Raw genomic sequence first — 18464 nt, forward strand, 5'->3', positions numbered from 1 at the left:
GGTCTAGGGGGTCGACCTGGCGAACGTTTCAGCGGCGGGTTCGATGGCCGGCTCGGTCGAGCCCTGATCCAGTCGGAACGGTGGGTATTCGTCGCGCAGCAGCGCCGTGTACGTCACGACGCGAAACACCCAGCGGTTGACCCCCATGATGACGTTGAACAGCGGCCGCTGATACTGGCTGGTGAACAGCAGGATGACCCCGGCGACCACGACGAGAATGCCCAGGAGGGACACTCCGTCGGTTCCGCCAGCGCCTGTTCCACCGTCTCCTCGCCAGGGGTTGGCCCCGGCCGCCCCTCCGCCGACGAAAACCGTGAGCACCACCAGGTGCGGAATGGCGAGCAGCCAACTCTTCACGAGCACGAGGCCGCGTGACAGGCGTTCGGGGTACTCGACGTCGAAATCGGCCGGGTAATCGGTGCGCGCGAGCGTGAACGGCGGGTACCGGTCGGTACCGAGGGCTGAATAGGCGTAGAACGACACGCGCCAGCTCCACCGCAGCACGCCCACGTTAAAGTGAAAGATCGAACGCGGGTAGCGACCGGTGAACAAAATCGCAAACGCTGCCACCACGGTCGTGACCAGGAAAGCGAACCACAGGCCGGCGAGCAGCACGAAGTGCGGAACGGCCAACAGCCATTTGATCAGCCACAGTCCACGCGAGAGCACGGGGTCGAGGTGCCCGGTCAGCGCTGCCGGATACACGGGTTTGGGCGAAATGGAAGCGACCAAAACGGCTGCCGGCAGCGCGGTCGCCGCCGCGGCGACCGTGCCATCCACTCGGGCAAACGCGGGCGGCTGCGCTGGCGCACCAGCATCACCCCGCGCACCAGGCCCGTGTGACGTCGGCGTGAGCCTTCTCCCGAGTCCGATGGCACCCAACACGACGAGCAGAACGCCCAGCAGAAAGAGGATGCCACCCGCGAGGAGGAGCCCCACGCTGATCGGCCCCAGCAGGTCGGTGTGTACGCCGCCCGCGAGGTTCACCGCGATTCCGGGCGTGGCATCGGCATTCATCACGACGACCGACCAGTCGCCCGCGGCGGGTTTCCAGATGATCTCCTGAGTGCCGGCGCCCGCTGCAGATTCGGTCCAGAAGGTCTGTTCGGCGGGAGCAGCGGGCGCTTGGGTGCCCGGAACGTCGAGGTAGTCGACCCGAAACGGTGTCGTCTGTACGTCACGCAGCTCGCTGTAGTTCACGTCGGCGAGGTAGGCATCGACGTCGGCGCGTGGCGCGATGCCGATGAAGACGTCCCGATCGGTCGCGACATTACTCGCTTGCAGGCGCAGCGTGGCGATGTCGAATCCGACTCCTGTCGGCACCATAAAGTCCATGCCGACGTCAAAATTCGGCGACGTGATCGCGGAGGAATCGACCGTGAAGGTCTCGGCCTGCGACGTGAAGTATCCGTCGTTCCCCTGGGCAGCCGTGGCAACGGCCAGCGCCGTTCCCCCGGACAGCATGCCAGCACCGACCAGGCCCAGCACCGCGCCCAGTACGAGCATGATGATCGGTCCCGTCCGTGCCCCTGACGGCACACGAGCTGGGGTTGTCGGCGACGAATCGGGAGGGGGTAGCCCGGGTCGGGTAGGCGAGTTCATGTTACTCATCGTCTGGCGGCCTTTCTTAAAACGTGCATGCCAAGGGACGGAAAGTCCGACCCCAGCATGCCCCACCTCCGCACGCCTGACCAGTGACCAAAGACCCGACTGTGGTTTGCTGTGCTGACCGTCGGCGCGGTGCTACCGTGCTGGCATGCAGAGCGATCCGGTCGTCACCAACCCGCAGTTCTATCGGGTGATCTTTGAAAACGAGCGGGTGCGGGTGCGGGTGCTTGAGTATCTCGACCGGCCCGGCGATGAAACAACGCCGCATCGGCATCCGGACAGCGTCATGTTCACCCTCACGGCGTTCACTCGGCGACTGACCACCGGTGGTCGATCCGTCGACCTCGAGCTGCCGGAGGGCGTAGCCCGGTGGCTTCCCGCGCAGGAGCATTCCGGTGCGAACACCGGAGAAACGGCCACGCATACCATTTTCGTGGAACTCAAGGAGCCGGCCCCGAATCCGCTCGCCCCCGGCTCCCCCGAACCCCTCGGTCCCCTGCCCTGAAGCAGTTCCAGGACGCGCGGGAGTTGCGCCAGTGCGCGGGAGGCGCAACTCGCACGCACTGGCGCAAATCCCGCGCGTCGCGTGGCGCGGGACCTGCGCCAAACTCGAACCCTCGCGCACCGGCGCAACTCCCGGAGGGACTGCTAGACGAGGGACTCGCGCCAAGCCGCGTGCATGGTCGCGAAGCGGCCGGTTCCCGAGATGAGGTCGTTCGGGGTTCCGTCCTCCACGATGCGACCGTGTTCCATCACGAGTACCCGGTCGGCGATCGCCACCGTCGACAGGCGGTGGGCGATGATCACGGCCGTGCGATCAGCGAGCAAAGTTTGCAGCGCCTCCTGCACGAGCCGTTCGCTCGGAATGTCGAGCGACGACGTGGCCTCATCGAGGATGAGCACCGCCGGGTTGGCGAGAAAAGCGCGCGCAAACGAGATCAGCTGGCGCTGCCCGGCTGATACGCGCCCGCCGCGCTTATTCACGTCGGTGTCATATCCGTTCGGTAGATTCTCGATGAAGTCGTGAGCGCCGACGGCAGCCGCGGCGGCCCGAATTTGTTGCGCCGAAGCATCCGGCTTTCCTATTGCGATGTTCTCGGCGACCGAACCGCTAAACAGGTACGCCTCCTGGGTGACCATGACGATCGCGCGCCGCAGGTCCTTGGGATGCAGGTCGCGCAGGTCAACGTCGTCGAGCCGAACCCGGCCATCCGTCGGGTCGTAGAACCGACTCATGAGCTTGGCGAGCGTCGATTTACCGGCTCCGGTCGACCCGACCAGGGCGATGGTCTGCCCGGCCGGAATATCGAGGTCGAAGTGCGGCAGGATCTCCCGATCAGCCCGGTATGCGAACTGCACGTTCTCGAACCGCACCCGACCACGAGCCTCCCAGAGGTCCACCGGAGCGACCGGATCGGGCACGCCGGGGCGTTCCTCAAGCACGCCCGAGATCTTCTCGAGCGCCGCAGCGGCCGACTGGTAAGAGTTGTAGAACATCGCCATCTCCTCCATCGGGTCGAAGAACCGGCGAGTATAAAGCAACGTCGCGAGCAGCGCGCCGATGGCCAGCTGGCCGTCAGCCACCCGAAAACCACCAACGAGCAGCACGGCAGCGACCGTGACGTTGCCGATGAGAACGAGCCCCGGGTCGAAGACCCCGAACAGCTGGATGACGCGCGCGTTGACCAGGCGGTAGCTTTCGACGAGCTTGCCGAACACCGACTCGTTGTGCTTTTCGGTGCGAAAAGCCTTCACGGCACGAATTCCGGTCATCGTCTCGACGAAACGCACGATCAGGCTGGCCGATGCGACCCGCGACTGCCGGAACAGGCTCTGCGAGCGCACCTGGAACCAGCGGGTGAGAATGACGAGCGGCAGCAGTGCGCCCAGAAGCACGAGTCCACTGGTGCCGTCGAGCAGCACCAGGGCAATCGCGGTGAACGACATGTAGAGAATGCCCTGCACCAACTGGTTGATGCCGGAATCGAGCAGTTCGCGAATGGCATCGAGGTCACTGGTCTGCCGCGAGATGATGCGGCCGGAGGTATACGATTCGTGAAATTCGAGGCTGAGCTTCTGAGTATGCAAAAACACGCGCTTGCGCAGGTCGATCAGTACAGCCTGGCTCACCCGGGCGCTCAACACGGTGTACCAGGCGATGAGCAGCGCGCCGAACACCCCGGCGACCAAGTAGATCGCGCCGGTCGCGGCGAGCGGCACCCAGTTTTGCTTGAGCAATGCGGGTAGCCCGCGGTCGATGCCGAAGGCGATGAGCGTGGGGCCGGCGACCTGGGCTGCGGTCGAGACGACGACCACGAGCATGGCGAGCACGACCTTGCCGCGCACGGGCAGCAGCAATGAACCGAGCAGGCGCAGCGAACGTGCACGAATCTGCTTGCTTTCGGCCTTGGTGAAGTCGTGGCGTTCTTCGCCCTTGACGCCGCTGACGGTCACAGTGCTTCCTCCGCTCGGTTCGATTCTCTGCGTTCTTCGTCTTCGAGGCTGGAGATGACGAAGGTGTAGTGCGCGCTGGTGCGCAGTAGCTCGGAGTGCGTTCCGACGGCGGTAATGCGGCCGTTCTCAAGCAGCGCCACGCGGTCGGCGAGCATGACCGTTGACGGTCGGTGCGCCACGATGAGCGCGGTGGTGTCGACGAGCACCTCCCGCAGCGCGTTCTCCACGAGCGATTCGGTGTTCACATCGAGCGCCGACAGCGGATCGTCCAGAATAAGAACGGATGGCCGCGCCGCGACCGCGCGGGCAAGCGCGAGACGCTGCCGCTGCCCGCCGGACAAGCTCATTCCCTCCTCACCGACGAGGGTGTCGACGCCAAGCGGCAGGTCGTGCACGAAATTGGCCTGCGCGATCTGCAGGGCCTGCTCGAGTGCGGCATCCGCTTCGGGGCTACTGTCGGCAAGGTCGGGGCGACCGAGCAGAACGTTGTCCCGAACGGATGCCGAGAACAAGGTGGCATCTTCGAATGCCATCGCGAGGTGGCTGCGCAGTTCCTCCCGGCGCAGCGCCCGCACGTCGACACCGTCGAGCGTCACGGCGCCCGCAGTCACGTCATACAGCCGGGTGGTGAGGGCCGTGAGTGTGGACTTGCCGCTTCCAGTGAGGCCGACGAGCGCCATGGTCTCCCCCGGTTCGAGAACGAGGTCGATGCCGTTGAGCAGGTCGGGAAAGCGCTCCGGCGAGTCCGGATAACGAAAGTGCACGTTATCGAACGTGAGTCGGCCGAGCGGCGCGGCCACGGTGGCCGGGTCCTTCGGGTCGGTGATCTCGTTCGGGGTGTCGAGAATGTCGAAGAAGCGGTCGGTCGCGGTGCGCGCGTCGAAGGTCATCGACAGCAGAAATCCGATCGATTCCACTGGAAACCGCAGCACGGTCGCGGTGGCGAAGAACGCCAGCAGCTCGCCGCCGCTGAGCTCGTCCAGGCTGGTGAGCCAGACGCCGGCCACGAGACAGAGCGCGAACGCGACGTCGGGCACGAGCAGCAACCAGAGCCAGATACCGGCGATGGCGCGGGCCTTCTCGATCTCGGTGCCGCGCAGGTCTTCCGCCTGCGAAGCGAAGTTCTTGAGCGCGAACGATCCACGGCCGAAGGCCTTGAGCACGCGAATGCCGTGCACGGACTCCTCGACGGCGGTTGCGAGGTCGCCGGCCTGATCCTGGCTGCGGCGGGCGATCACGGAGTACTTCTCCTCGAAGACGTAGCCGTAGATCCAGATCGGGATCGAGCAGACCACGAAGATCACACCGAGCAGCCAGTGCATCCAGAGCAAAATAACGACGCCGACGACGATGGTGAAAAAGTTGACCACGAGCAGCACGAACCCGAACGACACCCAGCGGCGGATAAGGTTCAGGTCGCTCACGGCGCGCGAGAGCAGCTGGCCGCTCGGCCAGCGGTCGTGAAAGCTCACCGGTAGGTCCTGCAGCCGGGCGAAGAGGTGGTTGCGCATGCGCGCCTCGATGTGGGTGCCGGGGGTGAGCACGAACCAGCGGCGCAGCGCGATCATGATCGCCTCGAGCACTCCGAGTCCGAGAACAATCCACACGGCCGGCCAGATCTGCGCGGCACTGTCGCTATTCCCGGCCTCGCTGAGCGGGCCGTCGACGAGCCAGGCCAGCACCTGCGGTATGGCCAGTGCTACGAGTCCGGCGAGAAGCGCGGCGACCATGCCGAGGTAGATGCGGGGCAGAGCCGGTTGGGCATAAGGATAGAGCCGTTGCAGGCTGCGAAAGGTGTTGCTGCGTATTGGGGCGTCGTTGGTGGGAGGCGGCGGTACCTTCGGTGCGGTGGTGGTCATGGTCCAGTCCTGATTGTGGTGCGGCCGCGCCTCGGGTTGCGCGGGTGCAGCGGATAACTCTGGTCGTCGATAGCGTGCCCGCAATGTGCCGGGAGTGCTGACGAGACGTGTCGCAGTGGGTGAGGCGTCACGTGCGGCGGTACGGTGCGGCTATACGGTCAGGCGGTGTTGGCTCACGGGCACAATTGCAAAGTGCCTGCCCTGATGAGCAACGACGAAACTAGTCGGCGCAGGTCACAATGACGGCGCCGCGGGAGGTTACGGGGCAGGGAAAGAAGCGCCAAAGGGAGCGCCGTCGTTCGCAACCGTTGCGAGCGTGACCGGTGCTGTCTTTGTCATGTCTGCCTCCTGGGCGCCTCAAGTCTGTCTGTCACATGCCCCTGGAACAGGCAGCCTTTCAGAATATTGGAAAACGGGGGCAGAACGCAAGTATTTTCTGAGCCGGGAACATCCGCTCACCTTGAGGGCATACCAGCGCCGACGCTCAACAGCCCGGCATATCCCAGCATCACGTCACGTAGTCTGGAGTCTGCGCCTCTCGTTGGCATGGCCATGCCCCCGCGCACCCGTGTTGGAAGGACTCTTCATGCTGCCCACCCTGTTCGGAATCGATTTTCTCGACTCTGAGTGGCTGATCTACTCGTTTGGATCGTTCGTGCTGCTGGGCGTCGCCGTTATCGTGTTCGTCGAGACCGGCTTCATCGTCTTGTCGTTCCTGCCGGGCGATTCACTGCTGTTCACCGTCGGCCTGCTCACCGCGACCGGCGTCGTGCCGCTGCCAATCTGGGTGACCTGCCTGGTCGTCTTTGCGGCCGCATTCGCCGGTGACCAGCTCGCCTACGTCATCGGCCGAAAGGCCGGCCCCGCAGTGTTTTCACGCGAGAAAAACCGGTTCTTCAACCCGAAGAACGTCGAGCGCACCAACGCGTTTTTCGTGAAGCACGGCGGTAAGTCCATCATCCTGGCCCGCTTTCTGCCGGTCTTCCGTGCCTTCGTGCCGGTTGCCGCCGGCGTCGGCAAGATGCGCTACCGCAGCTTTGTGACCTACAACGCGATCGGCGCCTTCGCCTGGGGCGTCGGCCTCACCCTGGTCGGATTCTTCCTCGGCCAGTTTGCCTTTGTCGCCAAGTACTCCGAATACTTCATCATCGGAATCATTCTTCTTTCCGGAATTCCGATCCTCACCGAGCTGGCCAAGGCCGCCCGCACGACGCTGAAAGACCGTCGTGCGGCCGCCCGTGTTGTGCCCACCATCCCGGCCGACCTGCGCGAATAAGCTATGCGCCTGCCGTGACCGAGCCCAACCTCGGTGGTCGCTACAATAACCGTACATAGCGTCCCAATGGGGCGCGCTCATGCAGTGGGCTTACTACCGGGCAGCGTTCAGACGGGTCGCGGCGAGCATCTCGGCGGCCGCGAGGGTCGTGATCTCGTCCGCCCGGGCATCCGTGAAGATCTGCGTGAGCACGGACCCGATGGCCGCAACGCGCTCGGTGATTTCGGCGCGGTCAGCGTTCGGTTCGCTCGCCAGATCGAGGTAGACGACGCCACCGGCGTTGACGACGAAATCGGGTGCCCAGAGAATGCCCCGCGCATCCAGCTGGGCGGCACCGGCCGGGTTTTCGAGCTGGTTGTTGGCGGCGCCGCAGATGCCGAGCACATTCAACTCCGCGATCACGGCTTTCGTCAGCACACCACCCAGGCCGCACGGCACGAACAGGTCGGCGTGCACCCGGTGCGCATCCGCGACCGACACCCACCGGGCTCCGAGTTCGTCGGCAAGCGCGCGCTTGTCGGGGTTGATGTCCGTGACGGTGAGGGTGGCGCCGGCGGCGGCGGCGGCCGTAGCCACCCGGCCACCCACCTGGCCGAGGCCCGAGATCACCAGGTGGCGGCCGCGCACATCACCACTGCCGAACAGGGCTTCGAGAGTGGATTCGATGCTCGCGTATACGCCGGCCGCTGTGGCGTCCGCTGGCTCGCCAACGCCGCCGCTCACAGCGGGCAGTCCGCAGACGTGGCTCGTGCGTTCGGCCACGATGGCCATGAGCTCAGCGCTCGTGCCGACGTCCTCTGCCGTCATGTATGCGCCGTTCAGGCTCTCGATGGCGTCGCCGAGGTCGAGCATCGCCAGACGCTTCTGGGCCTCCGTCAATACCGTGCCAAGCGGCAGGTAGATGACCGACTTACCACCGCCGCGATTCAGACCGGCGGCCGCGTTTTTCAGGGTCATGGCGGCGGAGAGGCGCAGTGCGTCGGCGACCGCGTCGGTCCAGCTTGCGTACTGCCACAGGCGGGCGCCGCCGAGGGCCTGACCGAGACGGGTCGAGTGGATAGCCACCGTGATCAGCAACCCGGATCGTTCCCCGGTCGTGATCAGCACTTTTTCATGGGAAAGTGGAATCTCTGCGAGGGAATCGAGGGCGGCGGCAGGGTGCGTGAGGGTCATGGAAACTCCGTTGTCTCGGGCCTTGTGGGCCGAATGCGGCGGTGCCGGTGTGTGGCGCCGCCTCGATTAGGATACTCGGAGCTGGCGCCGTCGTGAACAGCTGCGCTCCGCTCGGCAGGCATGAGAATTCCGCAACCGGATTTACCTCTCACCCCTGTGGGAGGACGTCTGGGTAGGCAAAAAGCACCTTCAATTCAACATCGAAGGTGCTTTTCGTGCGCGGGGACCTAGTGGAAGAAGTGGCGCTCTCCGGTGAAGTACATTGAGACACCCGCCGCGGCGGCCGCAGCGATGACCTCAGCGTCGCGCACCGATCCGCCCGGCTGCACGACGGCCGCAATGCCAGCCTCAAGCAGCACTTCGAGTCCGTCAGCGAAGGGGAAGAACGCATCCGACGCCGCAACCGAGCCTTCGGCCCGTTCGCCGGCCCGGCTCACGGCGAGGTGACAAGAGTCGACCCGGTTGACCTGGCCCATGCCCACACCGACAGATGCCCCGGCGTGCGCGAGCAGAATGGCATTGGACTTCACGGAACGACACGATTTCCACGCGAATTCAAGATCGGCGCGGGTGGCGGCATCCACATCGGGGCCGGCCACGAGAGTCCAACCGGCTGAGCTGAAGTCTTCGAAGCTGTCTGCTTCCTGCACGAGCAGGCCACCGGAGATTTGGTGCAGCTCGAGCGAGGAACGCTCGTAGTCGGCCGGCAGCTCAAGCAGGCGAATGTTCTTCTTCTTGGTGAGCAGTGCAACCGCTGCCGGCTCGAAGCCGGGAGCGACGAGTACCTCGGTGAAAATCTCGCTGATGGTTTCGGCCATGCCGAGGGTGACGACGCGGTTCGCAGCGATCACGCCGCCGAACGCGGAGATCGGATCGCAGGCATGAGCGCGCAGGTGCGCGGAGGCGATGGCATCCGGGGCGTTGGGCTTGGCGATGGCGATACCGCATGGGTTGGCGTGCTTGACGATGGCAACGGCCGGCTCGCTGAAGTCGAAGGCGGCGCGCACAGCGGCATCCGCGTCAACGTAGTTGTTGTACGACATTTCCTTGCCGTGCAGTTGCCTGGCTTGCGCGATGCCGCGACCGCCTTCGCCGACGTAGAGCGCGGCCGCCTGATGCGAGTTCTCGCCGTATCGCAGGATAGCGTCGCGGGTGACCTCGATGCCGAGCCCCTCAGGGAACGGCGACTCGTCGTCATCCTCTTCTTCGGCTGCCTCGAACGTGACGTCCTCGCCCGGCGCTTCGACGTCGTCCTGCCACTGGTCGTAGACGTTCTCGGTGAACCAGGCCGACACGCTCAGGTCGTAGTCGGCGGTGTGCTCGAAGGCGAGCGAGGCGAGTTTCTGGCGCAGCTTGAGGGTCGATCCGCCAGCGGCGACGGCTTCGATGATCTCGCCGTAGTTGGCCGGGTCGACGACGATGGCCACGTTGGCGTGGTTTTTAGCGGATGCACGCACCAGCGCCGGTCCGCCGATGTCGATTTGCTCGATCACGTCGGCCGGCTCAGCGCCGCCCTCGACGGTTTCGACAAAGGGGTACAGATTGACCACGACGAGCTGGAAAGCCTTGATGCCGAGCTCGGTCAGCTGCGTTTCGTGCGCTTCCAGGCGCAGGTCGGCGAGGATTCCGGCGTGCACGCCGGGGTGCAGGGTCTTGACGCGACCGTCGAGGGATTCCGGAAAACCGGTAACCGCGGAAACGTCGGTTACGTCTAGGCCGCTGGCGCGAATGGTGGCCGCGGTGGAGCCGGTGGAGACGATTTCAACGCCATCCGCGGACAGAGCGGCGGCGAGCTCGAGCAGTCCGGTCTTGTCGCTCACGGAGATGAGTGCACGCTCGATCACGATCTGGTCCCGGTTACGGTCCGAGCTGGGCGCGTTGGTGTTACCACTCATGCGTTAGTTCTCCTTGAGGTTCATGTGTCCGTTTGCGATGTCGAGCACAGCCTGGATGAGCAGGCGTCTCTCGACGATCTTGATGCGATTCTGCAGGGAAGTCTCGGTGTCTCCGGGCAGAACGTCGACGCGCTCCTGCACCAGGATGGGGCCAGCGTCGACACCGTTGTCGACCACGATAATGCTCGCTCCGGTCTGTACCGCGCCAGCGGCCAGGGCGTCGCGCACGGCGTGCGCCCCCGGAAATTCGGGAAGGTAGGCGGGGTGGGTGTTGATCAGGTTTGGCGACAGGGCGGCGACCACGCGCGGCGGAAGCAGGCGCATCAGGCCGCTCAGCACGACCAGGTCGGGCTGCCACTGTTGAATCTGCGCGAGCAGTTCGTCGCCCCAGGCCGCCCGGTCTGCAAACGAGGAGAACGGAACGGAAAAGGCCGGGACACCGAATTCGACGCCGAGCTCCAGCCCGTCGGCGTCGCGGTCAGCGCCGATCGCCACGATTCGTGCCGGAAACTCGGCGTCTTCCGACGCCTCCAACAGGGCTCGAAGGTTGGATCCTCCGCCGGAGATCAACACGACAATAGACAGCACGATCTTGAGCCTACCGTTTGGAAGAGCGCCGACCGGGGAGCCGTACCCGGCCGGCGAGCATGCCGAGGGCCGCAGCGACGCCAATTTCGGCGGCGGCGAGCGCGCCGACCAGCAGCGGATTCGGCCCGACCTCAACCAGACGGCCCGGGCCCATCGCTCCGGCCGACCACCAGGCGAGTAGACAGAGGAGCGCGCCGGCGACGACGCCCATGCCGAGACCGGTGAGAACGTGCGCGAGTGTGGTTCTCTCGGGGACACCAGCACGGTCTAAAAGCTGCCGGGTCACGACCGCGAAAACGAAACCGATCAGAACGGGCGCAAGTAACCCGAGAAAGCCGTAGGTCGGGGTGCCCTGCGGCAGCGCGCCAAACAGGGGCAGGCCGGGAAGGGTTCCGACGACTGTGCCGATCGGCGAAACTGTAGTGCCAACGCCGAGCGCGATACCGGGCCCGACAAACCATGCGGCAGCCCAGATCACGAGGTTGGGAATGAGTGCGAGCTGCGCCAGGGTGATGGTAGCGCCACCGAAGACACCGGCCTGAACCGCCTCATAGAGCCCGATAATGGTCGCGTAATTGACCGCGATGAGCACGGCGACAGCCACGGCCGACACGATCAGCACGCCCGCCGCGGCGGCTATTCCGCCGCGCAGCGCACCCTCGATGACGGTACGAGTGGTGTGCGGTATCCGCTGGTAGGCCGCGCGGATGCCGCGGCTCACCAAATCCAGGCCCTCCGCGGCCCCCGCGATCTTCCGCCGCCCCAGTTCCGCCCCCACCAGAACCCCGGCAGCATAGATGAGCGTCGGCAGCACGATCCCCTGCAGTTGGTTGGGCGCAACCGTTTCCGACACCGCGGACAGGGTCACCAGCGCGGCGAGAATCGCATACGTGCCCACGGCGACTCCGACGCCGGTCCACCGGTGCGGGGTCTCGGCGGCGCGACGGCCGGTGTGCACGCCCATCAGTACCGCGAGCATCGCGAAGCCGAGCGGCACGACCGAGATGAGAAAGGGGGTGTCTGCGCCGGTCAGGGCGAGCGCTGCGGCGACGTCAGGGCCAAGCTGCACCGTGAGGTCGACGCCATTGCCGAGCAGCCAGATATCGGCGGCAGCGCGCCAGAAGACGAACCATTCCACGGAGAGGCCAAAGTGGGCGGCCCAGAGCACGGTGAGCGGCACCATGGCGATACCGATGCCGATGGCGACGACAAGTAATGCCTCGAGAGCGGCGAGCAGGGCGGTCGTTATGCGGTTCATCCGTTGCGAGCCTATATCGCCGCACCGACAATGCTCGCCAGCACGCGCCCGATACGCCGAAGGGGCCCGCCGCGAATCGGCGAGCCCCTTACGACGTGCGTGCTGCCTACAGTGCGGCTAGTGCCTCGCGCAGCAGGTTCGCAGCCTCGCTCGGCGTCTTGCCGACCTTGACTCCGGCGGCCTCGAGGGCCTCCTTCTTGCCCTGGGCGGTTCCGGCTCCGTCGGAGACGATGGCGCCGGCGTGGCCCATGGTCTTGCCCTCTGGTGCAGTGAAACCGGCCACGTAGCCGATGACCGGCTTCGTGACATGCGCCTTGATGTACTCGGCGGCCTTCTCTTCAGCGTCGCCGCCGATTTCGCCGATCATGACGATCGCCTTGGTCTCCGGGTCGTTCTCGAAGGCCTCGAGGGCATCAATGTGCGTGGTGCCGATGATGGGGTCGCCACCGATACCGATCGCGGTGGAGAAGCCGAGGTCCCGCAGCTCGTACATCATCTGGTACGTCAGGGTGCCCGACTTGGAGACGAGACCGACCGGGCCCTTGACGGTGATGTTCGCCGGTGTGATGCCGACGAGTGCCTCACCGGGCGTGATGATGCCGGGGCAGTTCGGACCGATGATGCGGGTCTTGTTGCCCTTTTTGATGGCGTAGGCCCAGAACTCGGCCGAGTCCTGCACGGGAACACCCTCGGTGATGATGACGAGCAGCGGAATCTCGGCGTCAATCGCTTCGATGACGGCGTCCTTGGTGAACACCGGCGGCACGAAGATGATCGACACGTCGGCGCCGGTCTTGGCGACGGCCTCCGCGACCGTTCCGAAGACGGGCAACTCGACCGAGCCGTGCACGACGGTGGTGCCGGCCTTGCGGGCGTTGACGCCACCGACGACCTGGGTACCGGCCTTGAGCATGAGGGCGGTGTGCTTGGTGCCCTCACCTCCGGTGATGCCCTGAACGATGACCTTGGAGTCTTTGTTGAGGAAGATTGACATGCGTGGTTGTCCCTTACTTCGCTGCGTGGGCGAGTTCGGCGGCCTTGGCGGCGCCCTCGTCCATGGTGGCGGCCAGTGTTACGAGCGGGTGGTTCGCCTCGGCGAGGATGCGACGACCCTCCTCGACGTTGTTACCGTCGAGGCGCACCACGAGCGGCTTGTTGGCGCTCGCACCGAGCTCGGCGAGCGCGCCCACGATGCCCTTGGCGACGGCGTCACACGCGGTGATTCCACCGAAGACGTTGACGAAAACGCTCTTGACCTGCGGGTCGCCGAGAATGACGTCGAGGCCGGCGGCCATAACCTCAGCGGATGCTCCGCCCCCGATGTCGAGAAAGTTGGCCGGCTTGACGCTGCCGAAGTTCTCACCGGCGTAGGCGACGACGTCGAGCGTGCTCATGACGAGCCCCGCTCCGTTGCCGATGATGCCGACTTCACCGTCGAGCTTGACGTAGTTGAGGCCGGCAGCCTTGGCCTTGGCTTCGAGCGGGTCGGCCGCGGAGGCGTCCTCGAGGAGAGCGTGCTTGGGGTGACGGAAGTCGGCGTTCTCGTCGATCGTGACCTTGCCGTCGAGGGCGATGATGTCGCCCTCTTCGGTGAGCACGAGGGGGTTGACCTCGACCAGGGTCGCGTCTTCGCCCGTGAATACGTTGTACAGCTTGACGAAGACCGGGGCAACCTTATCGATAAGCTCGGCCGGGAACTTGGCGTCGATGGCGATCTGCTTCGCCACCGCCAGGTCGATGCCAACCGAGGGATCGACGGCCGTGTAGGCGAGCGCTTCTGGCTTCTCGACGGCGAGAACTTCAATCTCCACGCCGCCCTCATAGCTAGCGAGCGACAGGTAGGACCGGTTGGACCGGTCCAGCAGCACGGAGAAGTAGAACTCCGCCTTGATGCGGGCTCCGCCGGCCACCATGACGCGGTGAACGGTGTGACCTTTAATGTCAAGGCCCAGGATGCTCTGGCCAGCGGCCTCTGCGTCATCCGGAGTCTTGGCTACCTTGACGCCGCCGGCCTTGCCGCGGCCGCCGACCTTGACCTGTGCCTTGACGACAACAACGCCACCGAGCTTCTCGGCCGCTGCACGGACTTCGGCGGGGGTGTCCGCGATGATGCCCGGCAGAACCGGCACACCATATTCCTCAAAGAGGTCTCTCGCTTGGTATTCGTAAAGATCCACGCTGCTCTTCCAATCCGCGTCTTGGCGATCACACCGCCGGTGAAGATATATGAGGTTGTTGGTAACAGCAGTCGTTGCCGTAAATTAGCTCGACATCAAGACATACCGGCCCGAGAAAACTCTAGCGCGTGATTCGAACGGCGCGGCGCACGCGCCCAGCCGCCGAAACACCACTGTGGTGCCACGAAACACCACCGCGAAGGCTAGCCACACCTTGCTGGACGAGGCCCCCACTCAGTGCTTATCTAGGTCTATGACTGATCTTGTTCAAGCGGTGGAACCGCACGCCGCCGGCCTCGCTTCCCGGCTGAACTGGCTGCGCGCCGGTGTTCTCGGCGCGAACGACGGCATCGTCTCCGTCGCTGCCCTCGTTGTCGGTGTTGCGGCCGCGACGACCGATTCCCACGTCATTCTCATCGCCGGTGTCGCGAGCCTCCTCGCCGGCGCGATTTCGATGGCCCTCGGCGAGTACGTGTCGGTGAGCAGTCAACGTGACTCCGAACGCGCCCTCATCGCCAAGGAAACCTGGGAACTCGAGAACGAGCCCGAGGAAGAACTCGCCGAATTGGCTGGGTTCTACCAAGCCAAGGGACTCTCATCCGCGACCGCCCAGCAGGTAGCGATCGAGCTCACCAAGCATGACGCCCTCGCAGCGCACCTCGAAGTTGAGTTGCACATCACCGAGCAGGACGTATCGAATCCGTGGCATGCTGCCTACGCATCCGCTATCGCCTTCACCGTCGGCGCTGCACTCCCCCTGCTGGCCGTTCTGCTGCCCCCGGCCGAGTGGCGCATCGCAGCCACCTTTGTCGCGGTTCTCGTGGCCCTGGTCATCACCGGCTGGCTCAGCGCGCACCTCGGCAACAGTCCCAAACCGCGCGCTATTGCCCGCATCGTCATCGGCGGCATTCTCGCACTCGCCGTGACCTACGTCATCGGGGCGTTGATCGGCGGCGGTGTTTAGTAGCGGCGGTGTTTAGTGGCTGCGTCTACCGTGCTGGGCTCACAGCCAACTCCGGGTTCCATCTCGACCGGGTGGATAGGCTGAAAATATGGCATCACTGCACATCGGAGCTGGCCCTATGTCGCGATCCTCGATCGGTACGGCGGGCGCTCTCGACGCGGCCCTCGTGCTGGCTTTCGCCGCGATCGGCCGATTGAGCCATGGCGAGAGTCTGGCGGGACTGGGCGTAACCTATTGGCCGTTCCTCGGCGGTTTAATCATCGGCTGGCTTGCGCTGCGTGCCTGGCGACACCCGCGCCGCATTGTCTGGACCGGCCTCGGCATCTGGATCGCTACCGTGGCGGGCGGCCTTCTGTTGCGCCTCGCCAGTGGCCAGGGCGTTCAACTCAGTTTTGCGATCGTTACGACCATCGTGCTCGGCCTGTTTCTCCTCGGCTGGCGTGCCATCGCCGCGCTCCTGCGCCGCCGCGACCGCCAGCACATGCCCGCCGCCGCCTGATTTCAGGATCACGCTGGCCCACACGCACACTCACCTATTCGGCCCGCCTCAGACCCGGAGTCGCGAGCAACTGGCCGTCACGCAGCACCGCGAGGACGTCGATGGCGAAGTGCTCGGTCATCTTGTTCAGGGTCGTCTCTCCGCCGGCCACGATCGCCGTCGCGAGTATGTCGGCAGTGACGATATCGGCTGCGAATACACTCACCTGGCGAAACGGCGACGGTTCGCCGTTCAGGGCGGTCCAAATGTGTTCGCCGCGTTCGGCGCTACCCGACGTTGCCACGGCCCGCAGCGGATGCCCCAGCGGTACGTGCGCAATCACGTTGCCCCGATTGCCCGGATCGACGATCGCTACGACCCGTTCGGGGTGCCCGGCCTCCTCGCTGACCAAAACATCACCGCCAGCGTTGATGGACCAGTTGGCCGGGCCGCGCGCCGTCAGAGCTGCTCCGGCTTCGGCGATGGCGAGCGCCTTAACGATGCCCGAGAGGTCGACGACGCCATCGGCACGATGAGGTGTGAACACGCCCTGGGTGCGTTCCCGCCACGTCAACGCGAGGGCGTAGCAGTCGCGCAGACCCTGACTCGCCTCGGTCAAACGGATGTCCCCGCGCGCGATGCGACTCAGCTCTGAGTGCTCTCGGTACAGGCTGAACTGCTCGTCCCAGCGACGGAACACCGTCTCGACCAGCTCTATGGCATCGGCAGGGGCAGGCGAATCGGGCAGTCGCAGACTCACGACCGTCCCCATCGTTTCGAAGGTGAGCGCGGGCATCCGCTTGTAATCGCGGCGCACGGTGGGCACCTAGAACCCCGCCGTATCGAGAGCCGATTGCAGTGATTGCCGGTAGCCGTCGCTCGTGTACGTGGCGCCGCTCACGTTTTGCACGCTCGCGGACTGCGCGGCAAGCACCTCGGTGCGCAGGATTGGTGCAGCTCGGTTGCTGATCTGCACCGACCTGCCGTCGTGGTTGGTGAGCTGGAGGGCGGAGATGTCAGTGATGGCACCAGCTGCGATTGTCACGGAGACCTGCATGTTGCCAAACCGGGTGGCCACCACCGAGCCGGTGAAGGTTCCCGATTGAGCGGCGGATGCGGCCGTCGCGCTGATCGCTTCAGCAGCTGCCGGATTGGCCGCGCTCGCCGCAGCGGCGTCGGTTCCGGAGGTACTCGAGGCAAGACTGTGCGACGCGTCGATCGCCTGCGATCCAAGTTGCCAGCCGACGCCGACAATCGAGATGGAGGCCAGTGCGGACAAGGCCACTGCACGTGCTCTCACCAGTCAAACCTTTCGTAGTGGATCTGCTTCTTGGGAACTCCGCCAGCGCGGGCATCTCGCACGACGGCGTCGGTCCACGGCCGGGGGCCGCAGACGTAGATATCGGAGTCCAGTAGTTCAGGCACGACCGTGTGCAGGGTGATGCCGGCGCGGACAGCATCCGCTGGAAGCCAGGTGCTCACGCCCGTGGGTCGTTTGCCGGCGATGATGCGCAGCTCGGCGCCGCGAAGCCGGCACAGGTCGGTGAGTTCGTCAACCAGGTAGGTATCGCCGAGGCTGTGCGAGCGGAGCAGCACGGTGGCGTTGCCGGGCACGAATGACACCGTTTCCAGCAGCGACCGAATGGGGGCGACGCCGATACCGGCCGCGATCAGCACGACGCGGGGCGAGGTTCGAGCGTTCTCGGTGAAGAGCCCGTACGGGCCTTCGAAGCTGACCCGGGTGCCGCGTTTCACCCGGGGAAGCTGCTGCGAGGCATCGCCCAGGCCGCGAACCGTGATGCGCAGTCCGCGCTCACTCGGCGCTGACGACAAGGAGAACGGATGCGCCTGCCACCAGAGTCCATGGGCCCAGAACCGCCAGACGAAGAACTGTCCGGAGGTCGCCCGGAGTTTGTCCAGCTTTCGGCCGGTCAGGGTGATGGAGACGACGCCAGGGGCGACGGCGTCCACTCGGTCTACCACGAGACGGTGGCGCAGCGACCGGGTGACCGGCAGCAGGAACCGAAATACGATAATGGAGCCGGCAACGGCAACGTAGAGGGCGAGCCAGTAGTAGCGGGCGATGGCGCCCTCACTGAGTAGGTTCCCCACGCTCAGCTGGTGCGGGATGGCGACAAGCACGGACAGGTAGGCGAGCAGGTGCACGGCATGCCAGGCCTCGTAGCGAAACTTACGACGCACGACCACGAGCGAGGTGATGACGACACCGATCATGAGCGCGAGGCCGAGAAAGGCAAGCGGCATGTCAGGCAAGCCCGTGAACATGTTCCAGGTCTCGGCAACTACGTTCACGTTCTCGGCGAGCGCGTAGCCGGTGATGAGCAGAGCCGCATGGCCCAGGATGAGGTACAGGGCCGGCTTACCGAGCGACTGGTGCACGGCCATGGCCTGATCGTGCCCGAAGGCGCGGTCGATCGGGGGCAGCCGCGCGGCCAACACGAGCATTACGAGCAGAAGGTCGGTGCCGACCAGCCCGGCGACGATTCCGAGCGAGCTGAAGGCCTCGGCGGGCGTTCCGAACCTGGCAGCTCCCCCGTCAGCGAGAAAGATGGCGATCACGATGGCGACCGATGCGACGCAGAGAATCTGCAGGCTATCGGCCAAGCGCATCCGCTTGTTGTAGGCGGGGTGCAGGGTCGCAGCGCGGCTTTGGCGCGTGGGCACCGGGGCGGTTCGAGTGGTGCGCGTGTCGAGGCTCATGAGTAGAGCATCG

General features: G+C 65.3%; 16 protein-coding genes. 4 read left to right on the forward strand and 12 right to left on the reverse strand.

Annotated elements, in window-relative coordinates; all coding sequences use genetic code 11:
• Nucleotides 1–3 precede the first annotated feature (3 nt).
• Nucleotides 4–1602 carry a DUF4389 domain-containing protein gene (locus tag CXY70_RS15970; RefSeq protein ID WP_199183464.1) on the reverse strand — a complete coding sequence of 533 codons (1599 nt, stop codon included), beginning with the start codon at nucleotides 1600–1602 and terminating at the stop codon, nucleotides 4–6.
• Between the two features lie 154 nt (nucleotides 1603–1756).
• On the opposite strand from CXY70_RS15970, the gene CXY70_RS15975 reads away from it, so the two are divergent.
• The gene (locus CXY70_RS15975; protein WP_104193326.1) at nucleotides 1757–2113 is read left to right on the forward strand and encodes a cupin domain-containing protein; all 357 of its coding nucleotides are present in this window, start codon (nucleotides 1757–1759) and stop codon (nucleotides 2111–2113) included.
• Between the two features lie 143 nt (nucleotides 2114–2256).
• Here the strand turns inward: CXY70_RS15975 and CXY70_RS15980 are convergent, their stop codons facing one another.
• Both CXY70_RS15980 and CXY70_RS15985 read right to left on the reverse strand, forming a co-directional pair.
• Nucleotides 2257–4062 carry an ABC transporter ATP-binding protein gene (locus CXY70_RS15980; protein ID WP_104193327.1) on the reverse strand — a complete coding sequence of 602 codons (1806 nt, stop codon included), beginning with the start codon at nucleotides 4060–4062 and terminating at the stop codon, nucleotides 2257–2259.
• Complete coding sequence (locus CXY70_RS15985; protein ID WP_104193328.1) at nucleotides 4059–5921, reverse strand: ABC transporter ATP-binding protein; 1863 nt, start codon at nucleotides 5919–5921, stop codon at nucleotides 4059–4061. The genes CXY70_RS15980 and CXY70_RS15985 overlap by 4 nt, the downstream gene beginning before the upstream one ends.
• Before the next feature lie 586 nt (nucleotides 5922–6507).
• Between CXY70_RS15985 and CXY70_RS15990 the strand changes: the two genes are divergently transcribed.
• Nucleotides 6508–7197: a DedA family protein gene (locus CXY70_RS15990; RefSeq protein WP_104193329.1), complete on the forward strand. Its 690-nt coding sequence runs from the start codon at nucleotides 6508–6510 to the stop codon at nucleotides 7195–7197.
• Nucleotides 7198–7290: 93 nt separating this feature from the next.
• Here CXY70_RS15990 and CXY70_RS15995 read toward each other — a convergent pair whose 3' ends face one another.
• From CXY70_RS15995 to sucC, 6 genes are all read right to left on the reverse strand, one after another.
• Nucleotides 7291–8370, reverse strand: coding sequence for a Glu/Leu/Phe/Val dehydrogenase dimerization domain-containing protein (locus CXY70_RS15995; RefSeq protein ID WP_104193330.1), 1080 nt, complete (start codon nucleotides 8368–8370; stop codon nucleotides 7291–7293).
• Nucleotides 8371–8597: 227 nt separating this feature from the next.
• Entirely contained in the window at nucleotides 8598–10265 is a 1668-nt protein-coding gene (gene purH / locus CXY70_RS16000) for a bifunctional phosphoribosylaminoimidazolecarboxamide formyltransferase/IMP cyclohydrolase (RefSeq protein ID WP_104193331.1), read from the reverse strand.
• Between the two features lie 3 nt (nucleotides 10266–10268).
• Nucleotides 10269–10853, reverse strand: coding sequence for a phosphoribosylglycinamide formyltransferase (gene purN / locus CXY70_RS16005; RefSeq protein ID WP_104193332.1), 585 nt, complete (start codon nucleotides 10851–10853; stop codon nucleotides 10269–10271).
• Nucleotides 10854–10863: 10 nt separating this feature from the next.
• Entirely contained in the window at nucleotides 10864–12111 is a 1248-nt protein-coding gene (locus CXY70_RS16010) for a DUF6350 family protein (RefSeq protein ID WP_104193333.1), read from the reverse strand.
• Nucleotides 12112–12217: 106 nt separating this feature from the next.
• Nucleotides 12218–13105: a succinate--CoA ligase subunit alpha gene (gene sucD / locus CXY70_RS16015; protein ID WP_104193334.1), complete on the reverse strand. Its 888-nt coding sequence runs from the start codon at nucleotides 13103–13105 to the stop codon at nucleotides 12218–12220.
• 13 nt (nucleotides 13106–13118) lie between these two features.
• Nucleotides 13119–14288, reverse strand: a complete 1170-nt coding sequence (gene sucC, locus CXY70_RS16020) for an ADP-forming succinate--CoA ligase subunit beta (RefSeq protein ID WP_104193335.1) — start codon at nucleotides 14286–14288, stop codon at nucleotides 13119–13121.
• Nucleotides 14289–14541: 253 nt separating this feature from the next.
• Between sucC and CXY70_RS16025 the strand changes: the two genes are divergently transcribed.
• Nucleotides 14542–15252, forward strand: a complete 711-nt coding sequence (locus tag CXY70_RS16025; RefSeq protein WP_104193336.1) for a VIT family protein — start codon at nucleotides 14542–14544, stop codon at nucleotides 15250–15252.
• A gap of 88 nt (nucleotides 15253–15340) precedes the next feature.
• Nucleotides 15341–15751 (forward strand): DUF3054 domain-containing protein, encoded by a 411-nt coding sequence (locus CXY70_RS16030; RefSeq protein WP_369852775.1) that lies wholly within the window; start codon nucleotides 15341–15343, stop codon nucleotides 15749–15751.
• 34 nt (nucleotides 15752–15785) lie between these two features.
• Here CXY70_RS16030 and CXY70_RS16035 read toward each other — a convergent pair whose 3' ends face one another.
• From CXY70_RS16035 to CXY70_RS16045, 3 genes are read right to left on the reverse strand one after another with little or no spacing between them, the layout of a single operon-like run.
• Nucleotides 15786–16547: an FAD:protein FMN transferase gene (locus tag CXY70_RS16035; RefSeq protein ID WP_233205986.1), complete on the reverse strand. Its 762-nt coding sequence runs from the start codon at nucleotides 16545–16547 to the stop codon at nucleotides 15786–15788.
• Between the two features lie 9 nt (nucleotides 16548–16556).
• Nucleotides 16557–17030 (reverse strand): FMN-binding protein, encoded by a 474-nt coding sequence (locus CXY70_RS16040; RefSeq protein WP_104193338.1) that lies wholly within the window; start codon nucleotides 17028–17030, stop codon nucleotides 16557–16559.
• Nucleotides 17027–18451: a ferric reductase-like transmembrane domain-containing protein gene (locus CXY70_RS16045; protein ID WP_233205987.1), complete on the reverse strand. Its 1425-nt coding sequence runs from the start codon at nucleotides 18449–18451 to the stop codon at nucleotides 17027–17029. Before CXY70_RS16045 ends, CXY70_RS16040 begins: the two co-directional genes overlap by 4 nt.
• Nucleotides 18452–18464 lie beyond the last annotated feature (13 nt).

This window comes from Cryobacterium sp. Y82 (assembly GCF_002929495.1).
Lineage (GTDB): Bacteria > Actinomycetota > Actinomycetes > Actinomycetales > Microbacteriaceae > Cryobacterium > Cryobacterium serini.